Origin of the sequence: Bacillus sp. AR8-1 (genome assembly GCF_008042345.1) — a bacterium.
In the GTDB taxonomy this organism is placed as follows: Bacteria; Bacillota; Bacilli; order Bacillales; family Bacillaceae_G; genus Bacillus_A; species Bacillus_A cereus.
Window position 1 is genome coordinate 192,854 of sequence record NZ_QNUB01000005.1, and the last position, 16,305, is coordinate 209,158.

The window sequence follows — 16,305 nt, forward strand, 5'->3', positions numbered from 1 at the left end:
AAAGAACCGTAGTTTTTCATTTTTGAAAAGGAGATGGTCCTTTTTAGTTGTAGCAAAGATATAATGCGAGGAAGTTTTTTCTAAATCAAAAAAAATTGATGAATTAGTTGCATAAAGAACTAAACAGCATATATACTATAAACATCAAAAAAAGTTGATGAAGGGAAGTGAACTACAGTGGCACAAGATTTCCAGCTCTATGAGAAAAAGTTTAAAGCGTTGGCGGATCAGAAACGTTTAGAAATCATGTATGAGCTTTGCCAGCGGGGTCAGACATGTGTATGTGATTTAACAGAAGTTTTTGAAATGACACAATCTAAGTTGTCCTATCATTTAAAGATTTTATTAGATGCAGGTTTAATTGTAAAAGAAACAAAGGGTACGTGGAGTTATTATGATTTAAATGATGCGGAAGTGAATAATTTATTATCAGAAGAATTGTGCTGTATCTTTAGAAAAACAGGCAAAGGTAGCTGCTGTTAAAATTTTGCGTTATTAATCAAAAAAAATTGATTAATGATATATAAAGAGGAGGAATAATGTATGAGATATGTTCACGTTGGTATAAACGTTACGAATTTAGAAAAGTCTATTGAATTTTATGAAAAGGTATTTGGTGTATCACCAGTTAAGGTGAAAACGGATTATGCAAAATTTTTATTAGAAAATCCAGGTCTTAATTTCACGCTGAACGTACGAGATGAAGTGAATGGAAATCAGGTAAATCACTTTGGTTTCCAAGTGGATACAGCTGAAGAAATTACATTACATAAAGAACGATTAGAAAAAGAAGGTTTCTTTGCGCGTGATGAGATGGATACGACTTGTTGCTATGCAGTACAAGATAAGTTTTGGGTAACGGATCCCGATGGTAATGAGTGGGAGTTCTTTTATACAAAAGCAGATAGTGATGTTCACAAAATAGAAGATTCATCTTGTTGCACCACTTCAAATGAGGTAGCTAAAAATTCTTGTTGTTAATAGGAGATGGAAAATAAAATGAAACGTTTATCTTTTCTAGACCGATATTTAACACTATGGATCTTTCTAGCGATGGCTGTTGGGATTGGTTTAGGGTTTGTGTTTCCTAGTGTAGTAGATGGACTAAATACATTACAGGTTGGAACGACGTCTATTCCGCTGGCTGTTGGTTTAATTATAATGATGTATCCACCGTTAGCGAAAGTTCGCTATGAGGAAATGGGCCGAGTATTTAAAGATGTAAAAGTGTTAGTTCTATCTTTAGTACAAAATTGGATTATTGGTCCGGTACTTATGTTTGTTTTAGCAATTATTTTTCTTCCTGATAAACCAGAATACATGGTTGGTCTCATTATAATTGGGTTAGCACGTTGTATTGCAATGGTCATTGTTTGGAACAATCTTGCCGATGGAGATAAAGAGTATGCGGCAGGTTTAGTTGCTTTTAATTCGGTATTCCAAATGCTCTTTTTCTCAGTTTATGCATACGTATTTGTAACTGTAATTCCAGAATGGTTAGGGATTGAAGGTGCTATTGTCGATATTACAATGATAGAAGTAGCAAAATCAGTATTTATCTATTTAGGAATTCCTTTTATAGCAGGTATGTTAACACGCTTTGTACTCGTTAAGTTAAAAGGAAGACAGTGGTATGAAAAGGTGTTTATACCGAAAATTAGTCCACTTACATTACTTGCATTGCTATTTACGATCATCATTATGTTCTCTTTAAAAGGGGAGATGATTGTTAGCGTGCCACTAGATGTAGTAAGAATAGCGATTCCGTTATTAATCTATTTTATTGTAATGTTTTTTGTTTCTTTCTTTATGGGAAGAAAAATTGGTGCAAACTATCCGGTAACAACAACGCTAGCATTTACAGCAGGTAGTAATAACTTTGAATTAGCGATTGCTGTAGCAGTTGGTGTGTTTGGTATTCATTCAGGCGCAGCATTCGCAGCTGTTATCGGACCGTTAGTTGAAGTCCCTGTCATGATTGCACTTGTAAACGTCGCTTTTTGGTTTAAGCGTAAATATTTTAAAGATCAACCAGTATAATTTAAAAACAAAGGCGGAAAACAACATGGAAAATAAAAAGACAATCTATTTCTTATGTACAGGAAATTCATGCAGAAGCCAAATGGCAGAAGCATGGGGCAAACAATATTTAGGAGATAAGTGGAATGTATATTCTGCAGGAATCGAAGCACATGGAGTAAATCCAAATGCATTTAAAGCAATGAACGAAGTAAATATCGACATAACAAATCAAACATCAGATATAATTGATGCAAACATTTTAAATAGTGCTGATTTAGTCGTTACGCTGTGTAGTCATGCGGATTCTGTTTGTCCATCTACTCCGCCGCATGTAAATCGTGTTCATTGGGGATTTGATGATCCAGCAGGAAAAGAGTGGTCCGAATTTCAACGTGTTCGTGATGAAATTGGTGAACGTATAAAGCGATTTTCTGAAACAGGGGAGTAAATAAAGGAAAGAGTCAATCTTCTATCTTATAGGGGATTGACTCTTTTTTATTATGTATTTCATTTACTTATCGCATCGCTTTAAAACCACTCTTAGAAATAATACAGAATATTATGTGAAGATGGTAAAGTTTCATTTTATAATTTTTACTTTATTAAAAGTTGATTTGTTAGAAAGGATAATCATTTATTGATATAATGAATGGATGCGTGGCAGGGAATAGATAGAAAGATACTGCTAGTAATTTATACTTCAAATGTTGGGAGATTGGACAGAGTTATGGGGACAGAAAAAGAAATTAGTTCCGCTAAATTAATATGGAAGATGACGCGCCCGCATACATTAACGGCGACGTTTTCTCCTGTAATTTTAGGGACAGTGGCATCACTTTATGTTGCCAAAATTGATTGGCTTTTATTTATTGCGATGATGCTTGCATGTTTAGCGCTGCAAATAGCAACGAACTTATTTAATGAGTACTATGATTTCAAACGTGGATTAGATACCGCTGAATCCGTTGGCATCGGTGGCGGAATTGTCCGTCATGGATTGAAGCCAAAAAATGTGTTAACAGTTGCGCTTTTATTGTATGTCGTAGCAGCATTTATTGGCATTTATATTTGTATGAATAGCAGCTGGTGGTTAGTTGTCATTGGTTTAATTGGGATGGCAGTTGGCTATTTATATACAGGCGGTCCATTACCAATTGCGTACACTCCGTTTGGAGAATTAGTTTCTGGGTTGTTAATGGGGACATGTTTTGTAATCATTGCTTTCTTTATTCAAACGAATACTGTAACGATTGAAAGTGTATTGATTTCCATTCCAATTGGAATTTTAGTAGGTGCAATCAATATGTCAAATAACATCCGAGATATCGAAGAAGATATTAAAGGTGGAAGAAAGACATTAGTAATCCTTCTTGGGAGAGAAAAAGCTGTGGTAACACTAGCAGTAGCCTTTTTCATTGCGTATTTATGGATTGCCGTAATTGTATTAATGGGTTATATAAGCCCTTGGGCATTAGTTATGTTCCTAGGTTTGAGAAAGCCAATTTCTGCGATTCAAAGTTTCCAAAAAGGGGCAAAGGATCCTGGATATATGCGCATCGCAATGAAATCAACAGCGATGACAAATACGATTTTCGGCTTCTTGTTGTCAGCAGGATTATTAATTAGTTATTTGTTTTAAATAACTTAACCCCAATTTCTCGATTTTAGTATAGAGAAATTGGGGTTTTATTTTGAGTTTTTTACGTTATAAACTATTATCATTTGAAATGTATATACCAATAAATTGCAACTTCATCACTTGTCTTATCCAAACCTTTATAAACAAGAAAATCAAACCCACCAATTACAAATCCACATTTTTCATAAAATTTACATGCTGCGACATTATTATTTTGCGTTTCAAGCATGATACCTGGCATATTTCCTTTTTTTGCCCACTGCTTTGCTTGATCAACTAATCTTTTACCAACTCCGAGTGTACGATATTTTTTATCTACCGTTATATCTTCTATGTAAGCATAGTGGTTCCAATTCTTTTTCAATACCATTAATCCAATGATTTGGTTATGTAACAGTGCTATGTAAATGACTTGATTAGGTTTATTTATATATTCATTGTAAGCCAGTTCTTCATTATCATCTTGATTTTGTAAATAACTTTTTTCATAACTTGGAACGTCTTCTACTGTATATTCTATACGTTTATTTCCTTTGGAAAGAGAAAGAATTAACCGAGCATTCACTATAAAACTGTCATCAATCTCCGGGAGATTATCTAAATCATTTGTTTCTAACTCTCTAATTACAAGGTTCATCGGGGCACCTCCACATAATAATATTTCTTCTAGTTCTTCATTTGGTTCAAATGAATTCCAATTACAAAATTATAATAGAATTTCAATAGTACGGCTATCTTTGTATTTTATCTTTATACCAGTATGTTGTTATCTTGATATAAAAATATTGTTTAGAAAGAGTAGTATCTTTTATTTTGGATGTATATCCAGTTTTCAAATTTAACTGTAGTAGAGAAACAAATATTTTTTTAAAGAGTGGATGCCATACGTTATTCTTTAACTAAATTCGACATTATCTGCATTTTATCTTCACCTTCCTCTATTAATCTATTTATTGTAAACATCAGCTGGAGTTAATGCTCAGCTGTATAAATAATGAATATAAAAATTAATAGGGAAAGGATCGAAAAATAATGAAAGAATCACAAAGTAAGAAAAAAACAAGTCGGCTAACTAAGGTAATAATATCTCTAGGAGTTGTTTTAGCAACGACCTTTTTCACCTTCTTTTTAATTGGAAAATGGAACTCTATCCCAGCGAAGGGAATAGCTAACGAAAGTAGTAATCAAGTTAACACGCAACAACAAGAAAAGAAAAAAGAAACACCACCGGTAAAACAGAAAAGACCTGATGGAAAACCGGTAGGAAAGGTTGTTTATTTAACATTCGATGACGGTCCTAGCGAATTAACTGGGAAGTTTTTAGATGTACTAAAAGAGCAAAATGTTGCGTCGACATTTTTTATGCAAGGTAGCAATTTACAAAATACAGGTTTTCAGGAAAACGTAAAACGAGCGGTAAAAGAAGGACATTATATTGGTGCTCATAGTATGACACATAATAGTGATAAGCTATACAAAAAAGGACAATTTGTAACGGAGATGAAAGAAACGTTAGCTCTTATTCATAATATTACGGGTACAACTCCTAAACTAGTCCGTCCCCCATATGGATCTGCACCAGGATTAAAGGGCGAGGACATTCGTAACAAAATTGTAGAAGCAGGAATAAAAGTTTGGGATTGGACGATAGATTCAAATGATTGGAAATTAAAAGATAATCCCATTCAGATTATCGAAAATGTAAAGAAACAGACAACAGAAGAAGTTGAAGTTGTATTAATGCATGAAAAGGCGCAAACATTACAAGCTCTTCCTGAAATTATTAAATTTTATAAAGAGCAAGGGTATGAATTTGGGGTATATAATGACGAGGATCATTTTCGTCTAAACTTCCAAAAAGATCAACGTCTATAGTATAAACATAGTTATTTTAAAAAGGTGTTTTTATTACTAAATCAATAATTAAGCCAAAAGTCGATTTCCTATACGATAAAGAAATCGGCTTTTTCTTTTGCTACAGGTAGCTCCTTAGAGAGGTAACTTTATTTTTTCGATAGCTCTTATTCACTGTTACAGTGTCTATGTCCGTTATGATAATGACTCATTATGGGAGATTAAGAAAAACTTAAGTTATTTATTCGCTTTTTATTAAGATATACCTATTAAATTTAGAAAGGTCTTATACAACATATTTATCCTTTATAAATTTAAATATATAAATATTTTCGTAAATATATTAATTAACGAAAGGTGAAATTTAAACATGAAAGAATTATTATTTAAAATTGCTGGAGTAGTTGTAGTGCTAATTATAGTGTGTTGGGGATTCTTTTACAGAAAACGAAATTATAGATAGATATAATCCACTTGTGATAGAAAAAGATGTCTATGCTCTTACTAAGGGACCAGCTGAACCTGAACCTGACCCTGATTACCCTAGGAGATTTATGTATATGCTAAATGGGGTGGATGAATCAGGAAAAGAATCGGTAATTAGGGTAGGGATTACTGGCCCACATGAATATCAAGATACTTATATAAAAGTTCGAGTAAAAGGAGGTTATGTTTTTTCATTAGAAGAAGTAAAAGAAAGTGATGTTCCAGAAAAAGCAAAAGAAAAAATTAAAAAATAATCAAGGAATAGTTATCTCAAGATGAGATGTATATAATAAAAAAGGGTTCCCCGTTCGTGGGGAATCCTTTTTTATCTCATTGATGTATTACATTTGTGTATATGTGTTTCGTTCTAAAAATTTATCCTAACATATTAATTCCAACTTTCAACAGAAAATCGTAAGAATTATTCTCCTTTCTTTTTCCTAGATAAATGTATCCTAGAAAGAAGGTTATGCCGCTTTTCAAACATGTAGTTTTTGTAAGAAAATATTTACATACCTCCTCGCAAATATGTTAGAAAAATCTTTGTAGCACTTGAAAATGTTTGATGTTTTTTCCAAAGAATATTTAGTCCAGCCTCTAGCTTAGGAGATAGGGGGCGGAAGCAAAGTGTACTTTCCTCAGACGTATTCATAAGCTTATCAATACATAATGCGTAGCCTATATTTTCTTTTACGAGTAAGGATGCATTATAGAGTAAATTATATGTACCTATAACATTCAAGTTTTCAATTTCCTCTCCAAGCCATCCTGATAATTCATTACTTACAGCCGTTTGTCTTGATATGATAAGAGGTTTATTTAGTAAGTCTGTTGGATGGATATAAGCTTTTTCCGCTAAGGGACTGTCTTTTCGCATAAGTACGCCCCATACATCAGTAGCTGGCAACTTTAAGTAGTCATATTTTTGTTTATTTGCTGGCTCAATAACGATACCAAAATCTAATAAACCACTATCTAATTTTGTTGTAATGTCATCAGCGTTGCCGCTATATAAATGAAATTTAATGTTAGGGTGATGGGAAACAACTTTTTTTATAGTTTGTGCAATGAACTGCATTGCCTCTGTTTCTCCAGCTCCAATATGAATTTCTCCACTAATAATTTCAGATTTTTGGTTAAAATTAGCTTCTGTTTTTTCTACTAAATCCACAATTTCTTTTGCTCGATCTAATAAAAACATACCTTCGTCTGTTAAAGTGATTTTTCGATTTCCTCGTACAAATAAAGTAGTTCCAAGCTCTTCTTCCAGGTTGTTTAACTGTCTTGATAATGTAGGTTGAGATAAATGCAATGCATTTGCAGCAGCAGATATATTCTCTTGCGTTGCTACCGCAATGAAGTAGCGTAATACACGTATGTCCAAAAAACTCTTCTCCTTCGTATGCCTATTTGTTATAGGAATGTATTCAATATAGGTATTTGTTATCTCAATAATACCATTTTATAATCACATTACCAAAAGCATTGATAAGAAGTGAAAGAGGAGTTGAAGTGTTTTTTATGAAGAATTCAAAAAGTGTATTAATTTTTATATTAGCAGTAGGGGTTTTCGGTATTCTTAATACTGAAATGGGATATATTGGCTTGCTTCCGACATTATCAGATCATTTTGATGTAAGTGTTTCGAAGGTAAGTTTAATGGTTAGTTTGTTCGCGCTCGCCATTGCCATTGCGGCTCCAACGCTTCCTTTAGTTTTTTCGGGTGTAAATCGAAAAACGGTTATGTTGTTCGTACTAGCAATCTTTATTATCGGCAACGTTATTTCAATTTTTACAACGAATTTTACAGTTGCTTTAGTTGCACGAGTAATTCCGGCTTTCTTTCATCCAGTGTACGTATCGATGGCTTTATCAGTAGCAGCAACTTCAGTTCGTGCAAAAGAAGCTCCAAAAGCAGTTGCCAAAGTGTTTATTGGGGTTTCAGCTGGTATGGTTTTAGGTGTACCGATTGTCAACTTTTTAGCAAATGTATTTACACTTGAAATATCATTAACATTTTTTGCACTTGTTAATATTTTTGCGTTTATTATGACAATCGTATTTATTCCCTCTATGCCTGTTCAGGAAAAGCTTTCTTATGGTTCGCAGCTTAAGATTTTAACGAAAGGTATCACATGGCTATCCATACTTGCTGTAACTTTTTTAAATGGAGCGGTATTTGGAATTTATAGTTATCTAGCCGAATATTTAGATGTAGTTACGAAAATGTCGCCGTATATGATAAGTATCATGCTATTTGTTTATGGGTTAGCAAATATTATCGGGAATATTCTTGCAGGGAGATTACTGACAATAGCTCCTGTCCGTACGGTAATCATTTATCCCATTGCTCTAATGATATTATATTTTTCCTTTTTCTTTGTATCAGATCTTGCGATACCAACTGCAATTTTTATTGTAATTTGGGGTGTTTTTGGCGGGATTGGTGGTAATGTCAATCAATATTGGATGATGTCTTCAGCACCTAATTCACCAGATTTCGCTAATGGATTATTTTTAACTTCTTGTAATTTAGGGACTACAATTGGTACTGGGATCGCAGGGATAATTATTGCACAAATTGGAACGAAATATATTTTATTTGTAGGCATGTTTGCATTAGTATTAGGGTTTATTTGTATTCTGCTTCGAAATATGTTGTATAAATCTACAAATGCCTAAGTGCTATTTTGCGTTACATTACTAAGGAAAAGCGCATTTGAGGTGTGTTAGGAAGAAAATGATTACGTTTTTATTTCTTTTCATTGTAATGCCGCTATTAATTGCTTGTGGTAGTGAAATATTTAATACGTAGCAATCTTATAACTATGAGAAAGTTTGTTTGTGATTACAAACAATTATTCTTATAATAATATAAATAATCTATTTTTTACAATCAGAAGGGATAGCTATGCAAGATAAATTAATCTTTGCATGTTTCATGCCTAAAAAAGTGGCGACTCAAAAACTTGAAAGAAAAGCAAGTAATTAGAATAACTTATAGAGTTGTTTAGAAAGTGTATGATGAAAGAAAAGCAAGTAATCTAATATTGAGGTTACTTGTTTTTCTTTTTATCGAAACAATATAAAAGGGACTCTTAATTTTATAAGAGTTCTTTTTTGCAACCAATAAACTCTTCTCAATAATTGAAAATAAAATCAATCCAGATTATTATATTGTTATTGTAATTATAAATGTAATTACATTTTATTGAAGGAGGATACAAAGATGAAAAACTCAAAAGGCTCTATTGAATCAGAGATAAGCAAAGCAATTACTCACTGGGAAAAGGACTACCTAGGACGCGGGTCTATATCCGTTAAGACAGATATATTACGGGATATGATTATCGTAAATTTACAAGGTGTTTTAACGCCGGCTGAATATAGTGTTTGCGAAACAAAAGACGGTATGCTAACGATAAAGAAGAATCGTTCGGAGCTAGTTGAATCTGGAATTGATGATCTGAAAGAGATTATACTAGAATTAACTGGAGAGAAAGTGAAAAGCTTTCATACGGATATAAGCTCCCGTACAGGCGAACGAGTGATGATTTTTAAATTGCTTCATAATCTTGAGGAGAAATTTTAAAAATACCTTAAGGTTAGTGGAAGGATTAAGAAACCTACAAGTTTTGCACTTTATTAACAGGCTAATAATTAAAAACTTGAAGTTATTTAGGTATAATAAATCTTAATTCTAATAACTCTTAAAAAACGGATAAAGAAATTGACAAACTGCTTAATATGGTTTATCTTATAATTGTTTTAAAAAATTGATAGATGCTCATTTTAACAGCTTGCTATAATTAAGGCTTTAGCATTTTTTTAATATGTAATATTGACTAAATGAAAAAGTTTCTTAATTAAAAGATAGCGTATAACATAAATTGATATATTGATTGCATAATCTAGGAGATCAGAAATATACATTTCTTTTTAACAGGAGTAATACATACATTATTATCCTCTATAAAATGGGAGCTCTTCAAAAAACTTTATTGAAGTTAGTTGAAGGGAAACCGACAATCTCCATAATTCAATGATGATATAAAATCATTGAATTATGGAAGTTGTCGGTTTTTTTTATGGGAAAAAACGATGCACTAAAAAGAGTGAATGAAAATTGAAATTTAAAAAAACATCTTAATTAAAAGGAATTTTATAGGTTATTTTCGCTTAGAAGGGAGTATTGTACATGTTAATTTCGCTGAGTTCATCAACACTGTTAACATTATTTTTTATAGCGCTTAGTGCTTCTTGGCTAAGTGGATTATTGTTTTTAAATGCAAGGATGCCTTTACGTTTTGTTCATATCCATATTGGTATCGCTGCTTTGCCTTCATTGATTTCTTTACTCGCACTTGTTAATAACAATGGAGATAGAGTTGTGGGGCCTTGGCATCTAGATACTTTAGCTTGGTTAATGGCTTTCTTTGTTCTTACAATTGGTTTAATCATTCAGCGTTTTTCTGTACGTTACTTAATGGGAGATCGCTCATATCGAAAATACTTTGCACTTTTTACATTTACTACAGGTGTATCTTCGGTTGTATGGTTAAGTGAAGATCTTCGTTTCATGATTATTTGTTGGGGAGCAACGCTTATAGGATTGGTTCTACTCATAGGGCTAAATAAAGGGTGGAAAGTAGTTAGTGAAGCAACTAAAATCTCTGGCTATTTATTTACAATAAGTTGGATTGCGTTGCTATCAGCTATCATTTGGCTTTTTCAAGTAACTGGACAGTGGCAATTAACATCAGTTTTAACGAATGAAAATGTAGCGCTACATGGAACATTGGAGAGAACAGGAATTAACTTATTAATTATATTAGCGGTGATGATTCCAGCAGCACAATGGCCTTTTCAAAGATGGTTAATTGAGTCTGCTGTTGCTCCAACTCCTGTTTCAGCTATTATGCATGCAGGTTTAGTAAATGCTGGCGGTATCATGTTAACTAGATTTTCACCTCTTTTTCATGATGATATTGCACAAATCATTTTACTTATTTTCTCTAGTATTTCTGTCTTAATCGGAACAGGAATTAGTTTAGTCCAAGTTGATTATAAACGTCAGCTAGTAGGTTCAACTATTGCACAAATGGGATTTATGCTTATTCAATGTGCATTAGGCGCTTATTTAGCGGCTATTATTCATTTAATTTTACACGGTTTGTTTAAAGCTACACTATTTTTACAAGCTGGTTCTTCAGTGCAACGTTTTGAGGTAGTGAATCAGTCTAATGAAAAGATGGCCAATTTATGGATTATAGTCGGGCGTGTTTTAGGATTATTTATAGCAATTACTTTCTGGTTTATGACTTCTGGAGAGGGGTATCAACTAGTTAGTGCGTTAATCTTAGGCTGGTCACTATACTTTTCATGGAAACAGCTTGTTGTTTTTGGAGAGGGAAGAATGGGACGAATTGCTGGCGTAATTGTTTTGATTGGATGTTCTCTCATTTACTTTACTGTTCATAATTCTCTTTATAAATGGTTGCATACTGATATTTATCAAAGTGTTCAACCTTCAGCTCCAGCCGTTATCTTTGTTATATGTATTTTACTATTTAGTAGTGTTATTAGTACTTTCGTTACTCGTCATCAATCTTCTACTTTATTCGCTGTACTTTATCTTTGGTTAGTTCGAGTAGGTGAGGCGAGACGAAAGTCAGTAGAAAGTCACCCAGGCTATCTGAAACATTATGTATCAAAGGGAGGTAATTCGTGATGAGCATATCGTCAATATTAAAGAAAGATACAAACATTGATATGCAAGAAAATAATATAAATGATTTAGTTGCATCTGCTAGCCGAGTTATTGCACCACTTTGGCCTATCTCTACGTTTGCAGCTCATCACCCTTGGATGGGACTTGAAAAGCAATCATTTGAACAAGTCGCAAATTGGTTAAAAGAAGCTCGTAATGTGGATATTTATCCTAGTGCCTCCATGATTCATTCGGCAAAAGCGAAAGGTGAGATTGAGGAATCATTTTTACAAAGTAGTTTGTCTCGTTGGCTGGATTCACAATCTTTTCATATTCCGCGAGAGAAAGTAGAGCGATTTTGCCAAGCAGCTTTAAAGTTAGAAAAATTACCTTCTAGTCTATTATTATCGCCAGAAGTAAATAAATTGGCAGAAGAAATGAGTTATATAAATACAGCAAGTATGAAAGCCTCTGTTATGCAGCCAATAAGTTCGCTTATAGAGAATCAAAATGGTGAAAACCTATCTGATATTCTTAATTATCATATTATTAAATGGTGTAAATTATATCTTGATGACTCCGGATCAAGTTGGACGATGCCAAATCGAGAGAAAGGTTTTTATCGTGCATGGCACCACCTTATTAAATTTGATCCAGCGCTCAGTAAAAATGAGCGTAAAGTTTTAAAAGATTGGCCACAAGATGCCGAAGTAGCTTTAGCGAGAGCATTATCTGAACTAGGAATTTCTGAATCTAACATACAATCTTACCTTGAAGGGCACTTGCTTTCTTTGCCTGGGTGGGCAGGAATGATACGATGGCGCTCACAACAATCAATTCAGGAACAGCAACTTCTCATAGAATATTTAGCAGTTCGAATTTCTATGGAGCTGGCTATTGCAAAACCTTATTTACCTTTAAAAAATCAAAAGGTTGAGAAAAAAGTTCCGATCGTCCCACTTATAGCTTCTTGGATCTATTGGGGGAATATTTCAACACGGGAATGGTTACAAATGCCTGCTGCTGAACAAAGTGAATTATTAGCATTCGCTTATCGTTTTGATGAAAATATTCGCAGGAAACTTTGGCTGGAAGCTTGGGAACAAACGCATGCAGAGCAATTAAGAGAGAAGATTGCTTCTAAACAACGTGTAACCAATGATAAAAAGCGTGTATTAGCTCAATTAGCATTTTGTATTGATGTACGTTCAGAACCGTTTCGTCGTCACCTTGAAAAATTAGGTCCGTTTGAAACATTTGGAATAGCTGGTTTCTTTGGTTTACCAATTGCAACTAGTGAACTAGGTAGTAATAACAACCATCCTTCTTTGCCAGTTATACTTAAACCGAAACATCAAATAAAAGAGCTCACAAATGAAAATGAACTTAAATCTTATGAGCAGCGTAAGAGGGTAGGCAGTTCGGTACGTTATACATTTAAAACGATGAAACAGAACGTAATGACAAGTATGGCGCTACCTGAGTTAAGTGGTCCTTTACTTGGTCTACAGATGGTGACAAGAAGCTTTGTCCCAAGAGGAGTTGGTGGTTTCATTCGTAAACTTCGTAAAACTATGTTACAAAAACCTGATACAACATTCTCGCTTAATCATGTTCATGACACAAAAGGTGAGATACCTATCGGTTTTACGAAAGAAGAAAAAGTGAACTATGTGCGTCAAGCTTTAAAAATGGTGGGACTGACAGAAAAATTTGCTCCTTTAATTGTAATGTGCGGACATAGTAGTCAAAGTACGAACAACCCTTATGCTGCAGCACTTGAGTGTGGTGCTTGTGGCGGAGCAGCAGGAGGATTCAATGCAAGAGTTTTTGCTACTTTATGTAATCTTCCAGAAGTGAGAGAGGCGTTGTTTGCTGAAGGTATTAAAATTCCTGAGGATACCATTTTTGCAGCAGCTGAACATAAAACAACAGTGGATGAATTGGAATGGATTTACGTCCCAGAACTTTCGGAAACTGCGCAAGAAGCATTTGATTGTATCAAGTCGATTATGCCAAATGTGAGCCAACATGCAAATAGAGAGCGTTTAACGCAATTACCAAATTTAAAAACGAAAATAAAAAATGCGAGTAAAGAGGCACATCGATTTGCAGAAGATTGGAGTGAAATACGTCCAGAATGGGGATTAGCTCGTAATGCATCTTTTATTATCGGGCAACGGGAATTAACTCAGGATTGTGACTTAGAAGGTAGGGCTTTCCTCCATAATTATGATTGGAAACAGGATGAAAGTGGCGATATATTAGCTAACATTATTGCAGGACCAGGAACAGTAGCTCAGTGGATAAATCTACAATATTACGCTTCAACTGTAGCTCCTCATTATTATGGTAGTGGAAATAAAACAACCCAAACCGTAACGGCGGGTCTTGGTGTTATGCAGGGAAATGCAAGTGATTTGTTGCCAGGCTTACCTTGGCAATCCGTTATGCAGTCAGATAGTGAGACGTATCATTCACCACTTCGTTTACTAATTGTAATTCAAGCACCTATTCAATATATAGAACGTTTACTAAATAATGATTTCACATTTCGAGAAAAAGTTCAAAATGGATGGGTTAGACTTGCAAGTGTTGATCCCGAAGGACGCTGGAAAAACTGGTAACAATTATTATTGTTACTAGCTTAAAAGTTTCGTAAATACAATAATGAAGAAGGAGTGCTCCATATGAATTCAAAGAATAAAAAAGTTTTATTATTAACAGACATTGAACACGGAATAGAGCCTAGTATCCAACAAGTAACTAACAGTCAACAAGAAAACATGTTGACTATACACAGCTATGATTCTGTAATTGTACATCCTTATGGAGATATAATGAAATCTATTATTATTGCTATTTATCAAGAAAATGTTAAAGAAATTTTTGTTGTCGGAATAGAGGATAAAGAAACTTCTTCAGTTAATCTACAAACTCAACGTGATTTCATAAAAGATAATATAGAATTAGACTATCTCTTTAAAAATTGCATGCCTGAATTTTCAAGTGGTAGCCTTAATCAATGGCTGAGTGGACAAAAAAATGTTAGTGAAAATATTGAAAAGAGTATAGATATGATCCGTCATCATCCATTAGTACCTTCTGATATTGAAGTTCATGGTTTCATAATTGATAGAACGGGTGAAAAAGAAACGGTTGTTAAAATTTCTGCTAATAAAGTACTGAAACAAATGCATTTTTATGTGTAAGTTATCGATAGATAAGCAACTTTTATTTGGACTTGTGTCCTTTACAAAGAGCAAAAGAAATCTTCTATAAATGGGGATCTTTTGCTCTTTTTGTTTGAATTTTTAATGTGTTTTATAGGAGATATCTAATATGTACATAATAAAAATATATAACCTTTTGCATGAAATTTTAAGGACGGATTAGCAGGCGGAAAATAAAAATTTATGTTGTGATTTATTTCAAGATTATTATTAAAAAGAATGGAGATTCTTTAATTATGAGAATAAAACAGTTAAAACCTAAAATGATATGGAAAAAAAGAATGTTGCTAACTCTTTTTATTGTTTTCGGATTGATTATTGCGGGGGGGATTTTCTGGAATGTTTCACCTATTCCGAAAGCGTTTCTCATAAAAAAAGCATTTGAAGGTGGAATGTTTGTTCAATCTAATAATTATAAAAACGCTCTAAAAGAGACACGAATTGTTAAAGATATCAATTATAATTCTAAATTTCCTGATGGTACATTAGACATTATTTATCCCAAAAATTTTATAGGGAAAACACCTGTTATTTTTTGGGTGCACGGGGGTGGATTTGTAGGTGGAGATAAATCAGACATTACTGGTTATGCAGTAGAATTAGCTGCTCGTGGTTATACAGTGATAAATATAAATTACGCTCTTGCTCCTAAAAGAAAGTATCCTACACCAGTACTACAACTTGGTGAGGCTTATGAATATATAAAAGCAAATGCAAAGAAATATAATGTAAAACTAGATGACCTATATTTTGCAGGAGATTCTGCGGGAGCGCAAATATCTGGACAATTTGTTACTATTCAAACATCTCCAGATTATGCGAAATTAACCGGGATTGACGCTGTTGTTGCTCCTTCTACAATTAAAGGTATACTGCTATTTTGCGGCCCGTATAATATGCCTGCATTAGCTAAAATGGAAACATCCAAAGAAGTGCAAGACTTTATGCGTACTACTGGCTGGGCTTACTTTGGGAAAAAGAAGTTTGAAACATTACCTGAAATGGAAATCGCCTCTATTTATAAACACGTTACAAAAGATTACCCACCAACGTTCATCACAGATGGAAATACTGCATCATTTGAAGATCAAGGTAAAGCATTAGCTTCTACTTTACAAAATAAAGGAGTACCTGTAGATACACTTTTCTTTGATAAAAATATCTCTGGCGAGTTAGCACATGAATTTCAATTTAAAATGAACACTCCAGCAGGTGAAGAAGCTTTTAACCAAGTTCTTAAATTTCTAAATGAAAATAAATAATATATATACTATTAACTTTTTATAAGCCTAGTTTAATACCATATATGGGTGAACAAAATATTGCATTAATAATCTAATGGTAGCAAAAATAAATTTGAT

Annotated in this window: 14 protein-coding genes and 1 pseudogene; 13 read left to right on the top strand and 2 right to left on the bottom strand. The window is 33.5% G+C overall.

All coding sequences use genetic code 11. The features are described from left to right. Nucleotides 1-177 precede the first annotated feature (177 nt). The 5 genes from arsR to menA all read left to right on the top strand — a co-directional run bounded on the left by arsR (nucleotide 178) and on the right by menA (nucleotide 3,661). Complete coding sequence (gene arsR, locus DN400_RS02275) at nucleotides 178-483, top strand: arsenical resistance operon transcriptional regulator ArsR (RefSeq protein ID WP_000046018.1); 306 nt, start codon at nucleotides 178-180, stop codon at nucleotides 481-483. 60 nt (nucleotides 484-543) lie between these two features. Then, nucleotides 544-981 carry an ArsI/CadI family heavy metal resistance metalloenzyme gene (locus tag DN400_RS02280; protein WP_016512601.1) on the top strand — a complete coding sequence of 146 codons (438 nt, stop codon included), beginning with the start codon at nucleotides 544-546 and terminating at the stop codon, nucleotides 979-981. A gap of 18 nt (nucleotides 982-999) precedes the next feature. Further along, on the top strand, nucleotides 1,000-2,040 hold the full coding sequence (gene arsB, locus DN400_RS02285; protein ID WP_065229045.1) for an ACR3 family arsenite efflux transporter: 1,041 nt from the start codon (nucleotides 1,000-1,002) through the stop codon (nucleotides 2,038-2,040). Nucleotides 2,041-2,065: 25 nt separating this feature from the next. Beyond that, entirely contained in the window at nucleotides 2,066-2,470 is a 405-nt protein-coding gene (gene arsC, locus DN400_RS02290; protein WP_016512602.1) for an arsenate reductase (thioredoxin), read from the top strand. Nucleotides 2,471-2,749: 279 nt separating this feature from the next. Continuing rightward, the gene (gene menA, locus DN400_RS02295) at nucleotides 2,750-3,661 is read left to right on the top strand and encodes a 1,4-dihydroxy-2-naphthoate polyprenyltransferase (protein ID WP_000536367.1); all 912 of its coding nucleotides are present in this window, start codon (nucleotides 2,750-2,752) and stop codon (nucleotides 3,659-3,661) included. A 79-nt stretch (nucleotides 3,662-3,740) separates the two neighbouring features. Here the strand turns inward: menA and satA are convergent, their stop codons facing one another. Then, entirely contained in the window at nucleotides 3,741-4,298 is a 558-nt protein-coding gene (gene satA / locus DN400_RS02300) for a streptothricin N-acetyltransferase SatA (RefSeq protein WP_001054993.1), read from the bottom strand. Between the two features lie 395 nt (nucleotides 4,299-4,693). Between satA and DN400_RS02310 the strand changes: the two genes are divergently transcribed. Both DN400_RS02310 and DN400_RS02315 read left to right on the top strand, forming a co-directional pair. Then, a complete protein-coding gene (locus DN400_RS02310) occupies nucleotides 4,694-5,536 on the top strand; it encodes a polysaccharide deacetylase family protein (protein ID WP_065229044.1) in 843 nt (280 codons plus the stop codon). Between the two features lie 349 nt (nucleotides 5,537-5,885). Next, nucleotides 5,886-6,255 (top strand): annotated as a pseudogene (locus tag DN400_RS02315) (YxeA family protein). 254 nt (nucleotides 6,256-6,509) lie between these two features. Here the strand turns inward: DN400_RS02315 and DN400_RS02320 are convergent. After that, nucleotides 6,510-7,385, bottom strand: coding sequence for a LysR family transcriptional regulator (locus tag DN400_RS02320; RefSeq protein ID WP_065229043.1), 876 nt, complete (start codon nucleotides 7,383-7,385; stop codon nucleotides 6,510-6,512). Nucleotides 7,386-7,522: 137 nt separating this feature from the next. Between DN400_RS02320 and DN400_RS02325 the strand changes: the two genes are divergently transcribed. The 6 genes from DN400_RS02325 (at nucleotide 7,523) to DN400_RS02350 (ending at nucleotide 16,206) form a co-directional block, all read left to right on the top strand. Beyond that, entirely contained in the window at nucleotides 7,523-8,683 is a 1,161-nt protein-coding gene (locus tag DN400_RS02325) for an MFS transporter (protein ID WP_050571664.1), read from the top strand. A 547-nt stretch (nucleotides 8,684-9,230) separates the two neighbouring features. After that, complete coding sequence (locus DN400_RS02330) at nucleotides 9,231-9,593, top strand: Na-translocating system protein MpsC family protein (RefSeq protein ID WP_016098682.1); 363 nt, start codon at nucleotides 9,231-9,233, stop codon at nucleotides 9,591-9,593. A gap of 606 nt (nucleotides 9,594-10,199) precedes the next feature. Then, nucleotides 10,200-11,732, top strand: coding sequence for an NADH dehydrogenase subunit 5 (locus DN400_RS02335; protein WP_065229042.1), 1,533 nt, complete (start codon nucleotides 10,200-10,202; stop codon nucleotides 11,730-11,732). Beyond that, nucleotides 11,732-14,338: a DUF2309 domain-containing protein gene (locus tag DN400_RS02340; RefSeq protein WP_147801524.1), complete on the top strand. Its 2,607-nt coding sequence runs from the start codon at nucleotides 11,732-11,734 to the stop codon at nucleotides 14,336-14,338. The genes DN400_RS02335 and DN400_RS02340 overlap by 1 nt, the downstream gene beginning before the upstream one ends. A gap of 63 nt (nucleotides 14,339-14,401) precedes the next feature. Next, nucleotides 14,402-14,923, top strand: a complete 522-nt coding sequence (locus DN400_RS02345; RefSeq protein ID WP_065229041.1) for a carbonic anhydrase — start codon at nucleotides 14,402-14,404, stop codon at nucleotides 14,921-14,923. A 257-nt stretch (nucleotides 14,924-15,180) separates the two neighbouring features. After that, nucleotides 15,181-16,206: an alpha/beta hydrolase gene (locus DN400_RS02350; RefSeq protein ID WP_061660768.1), complete on the top strand. Its 1,026-nt coding sequence runs from the start codon at nucleotides 15,181-15,183 to the stop codon at nucleotides 16,204-16,206. The last annotated feature ends 99 nt before the right edge of the window (nucleotides 16,207-16,305 follow it).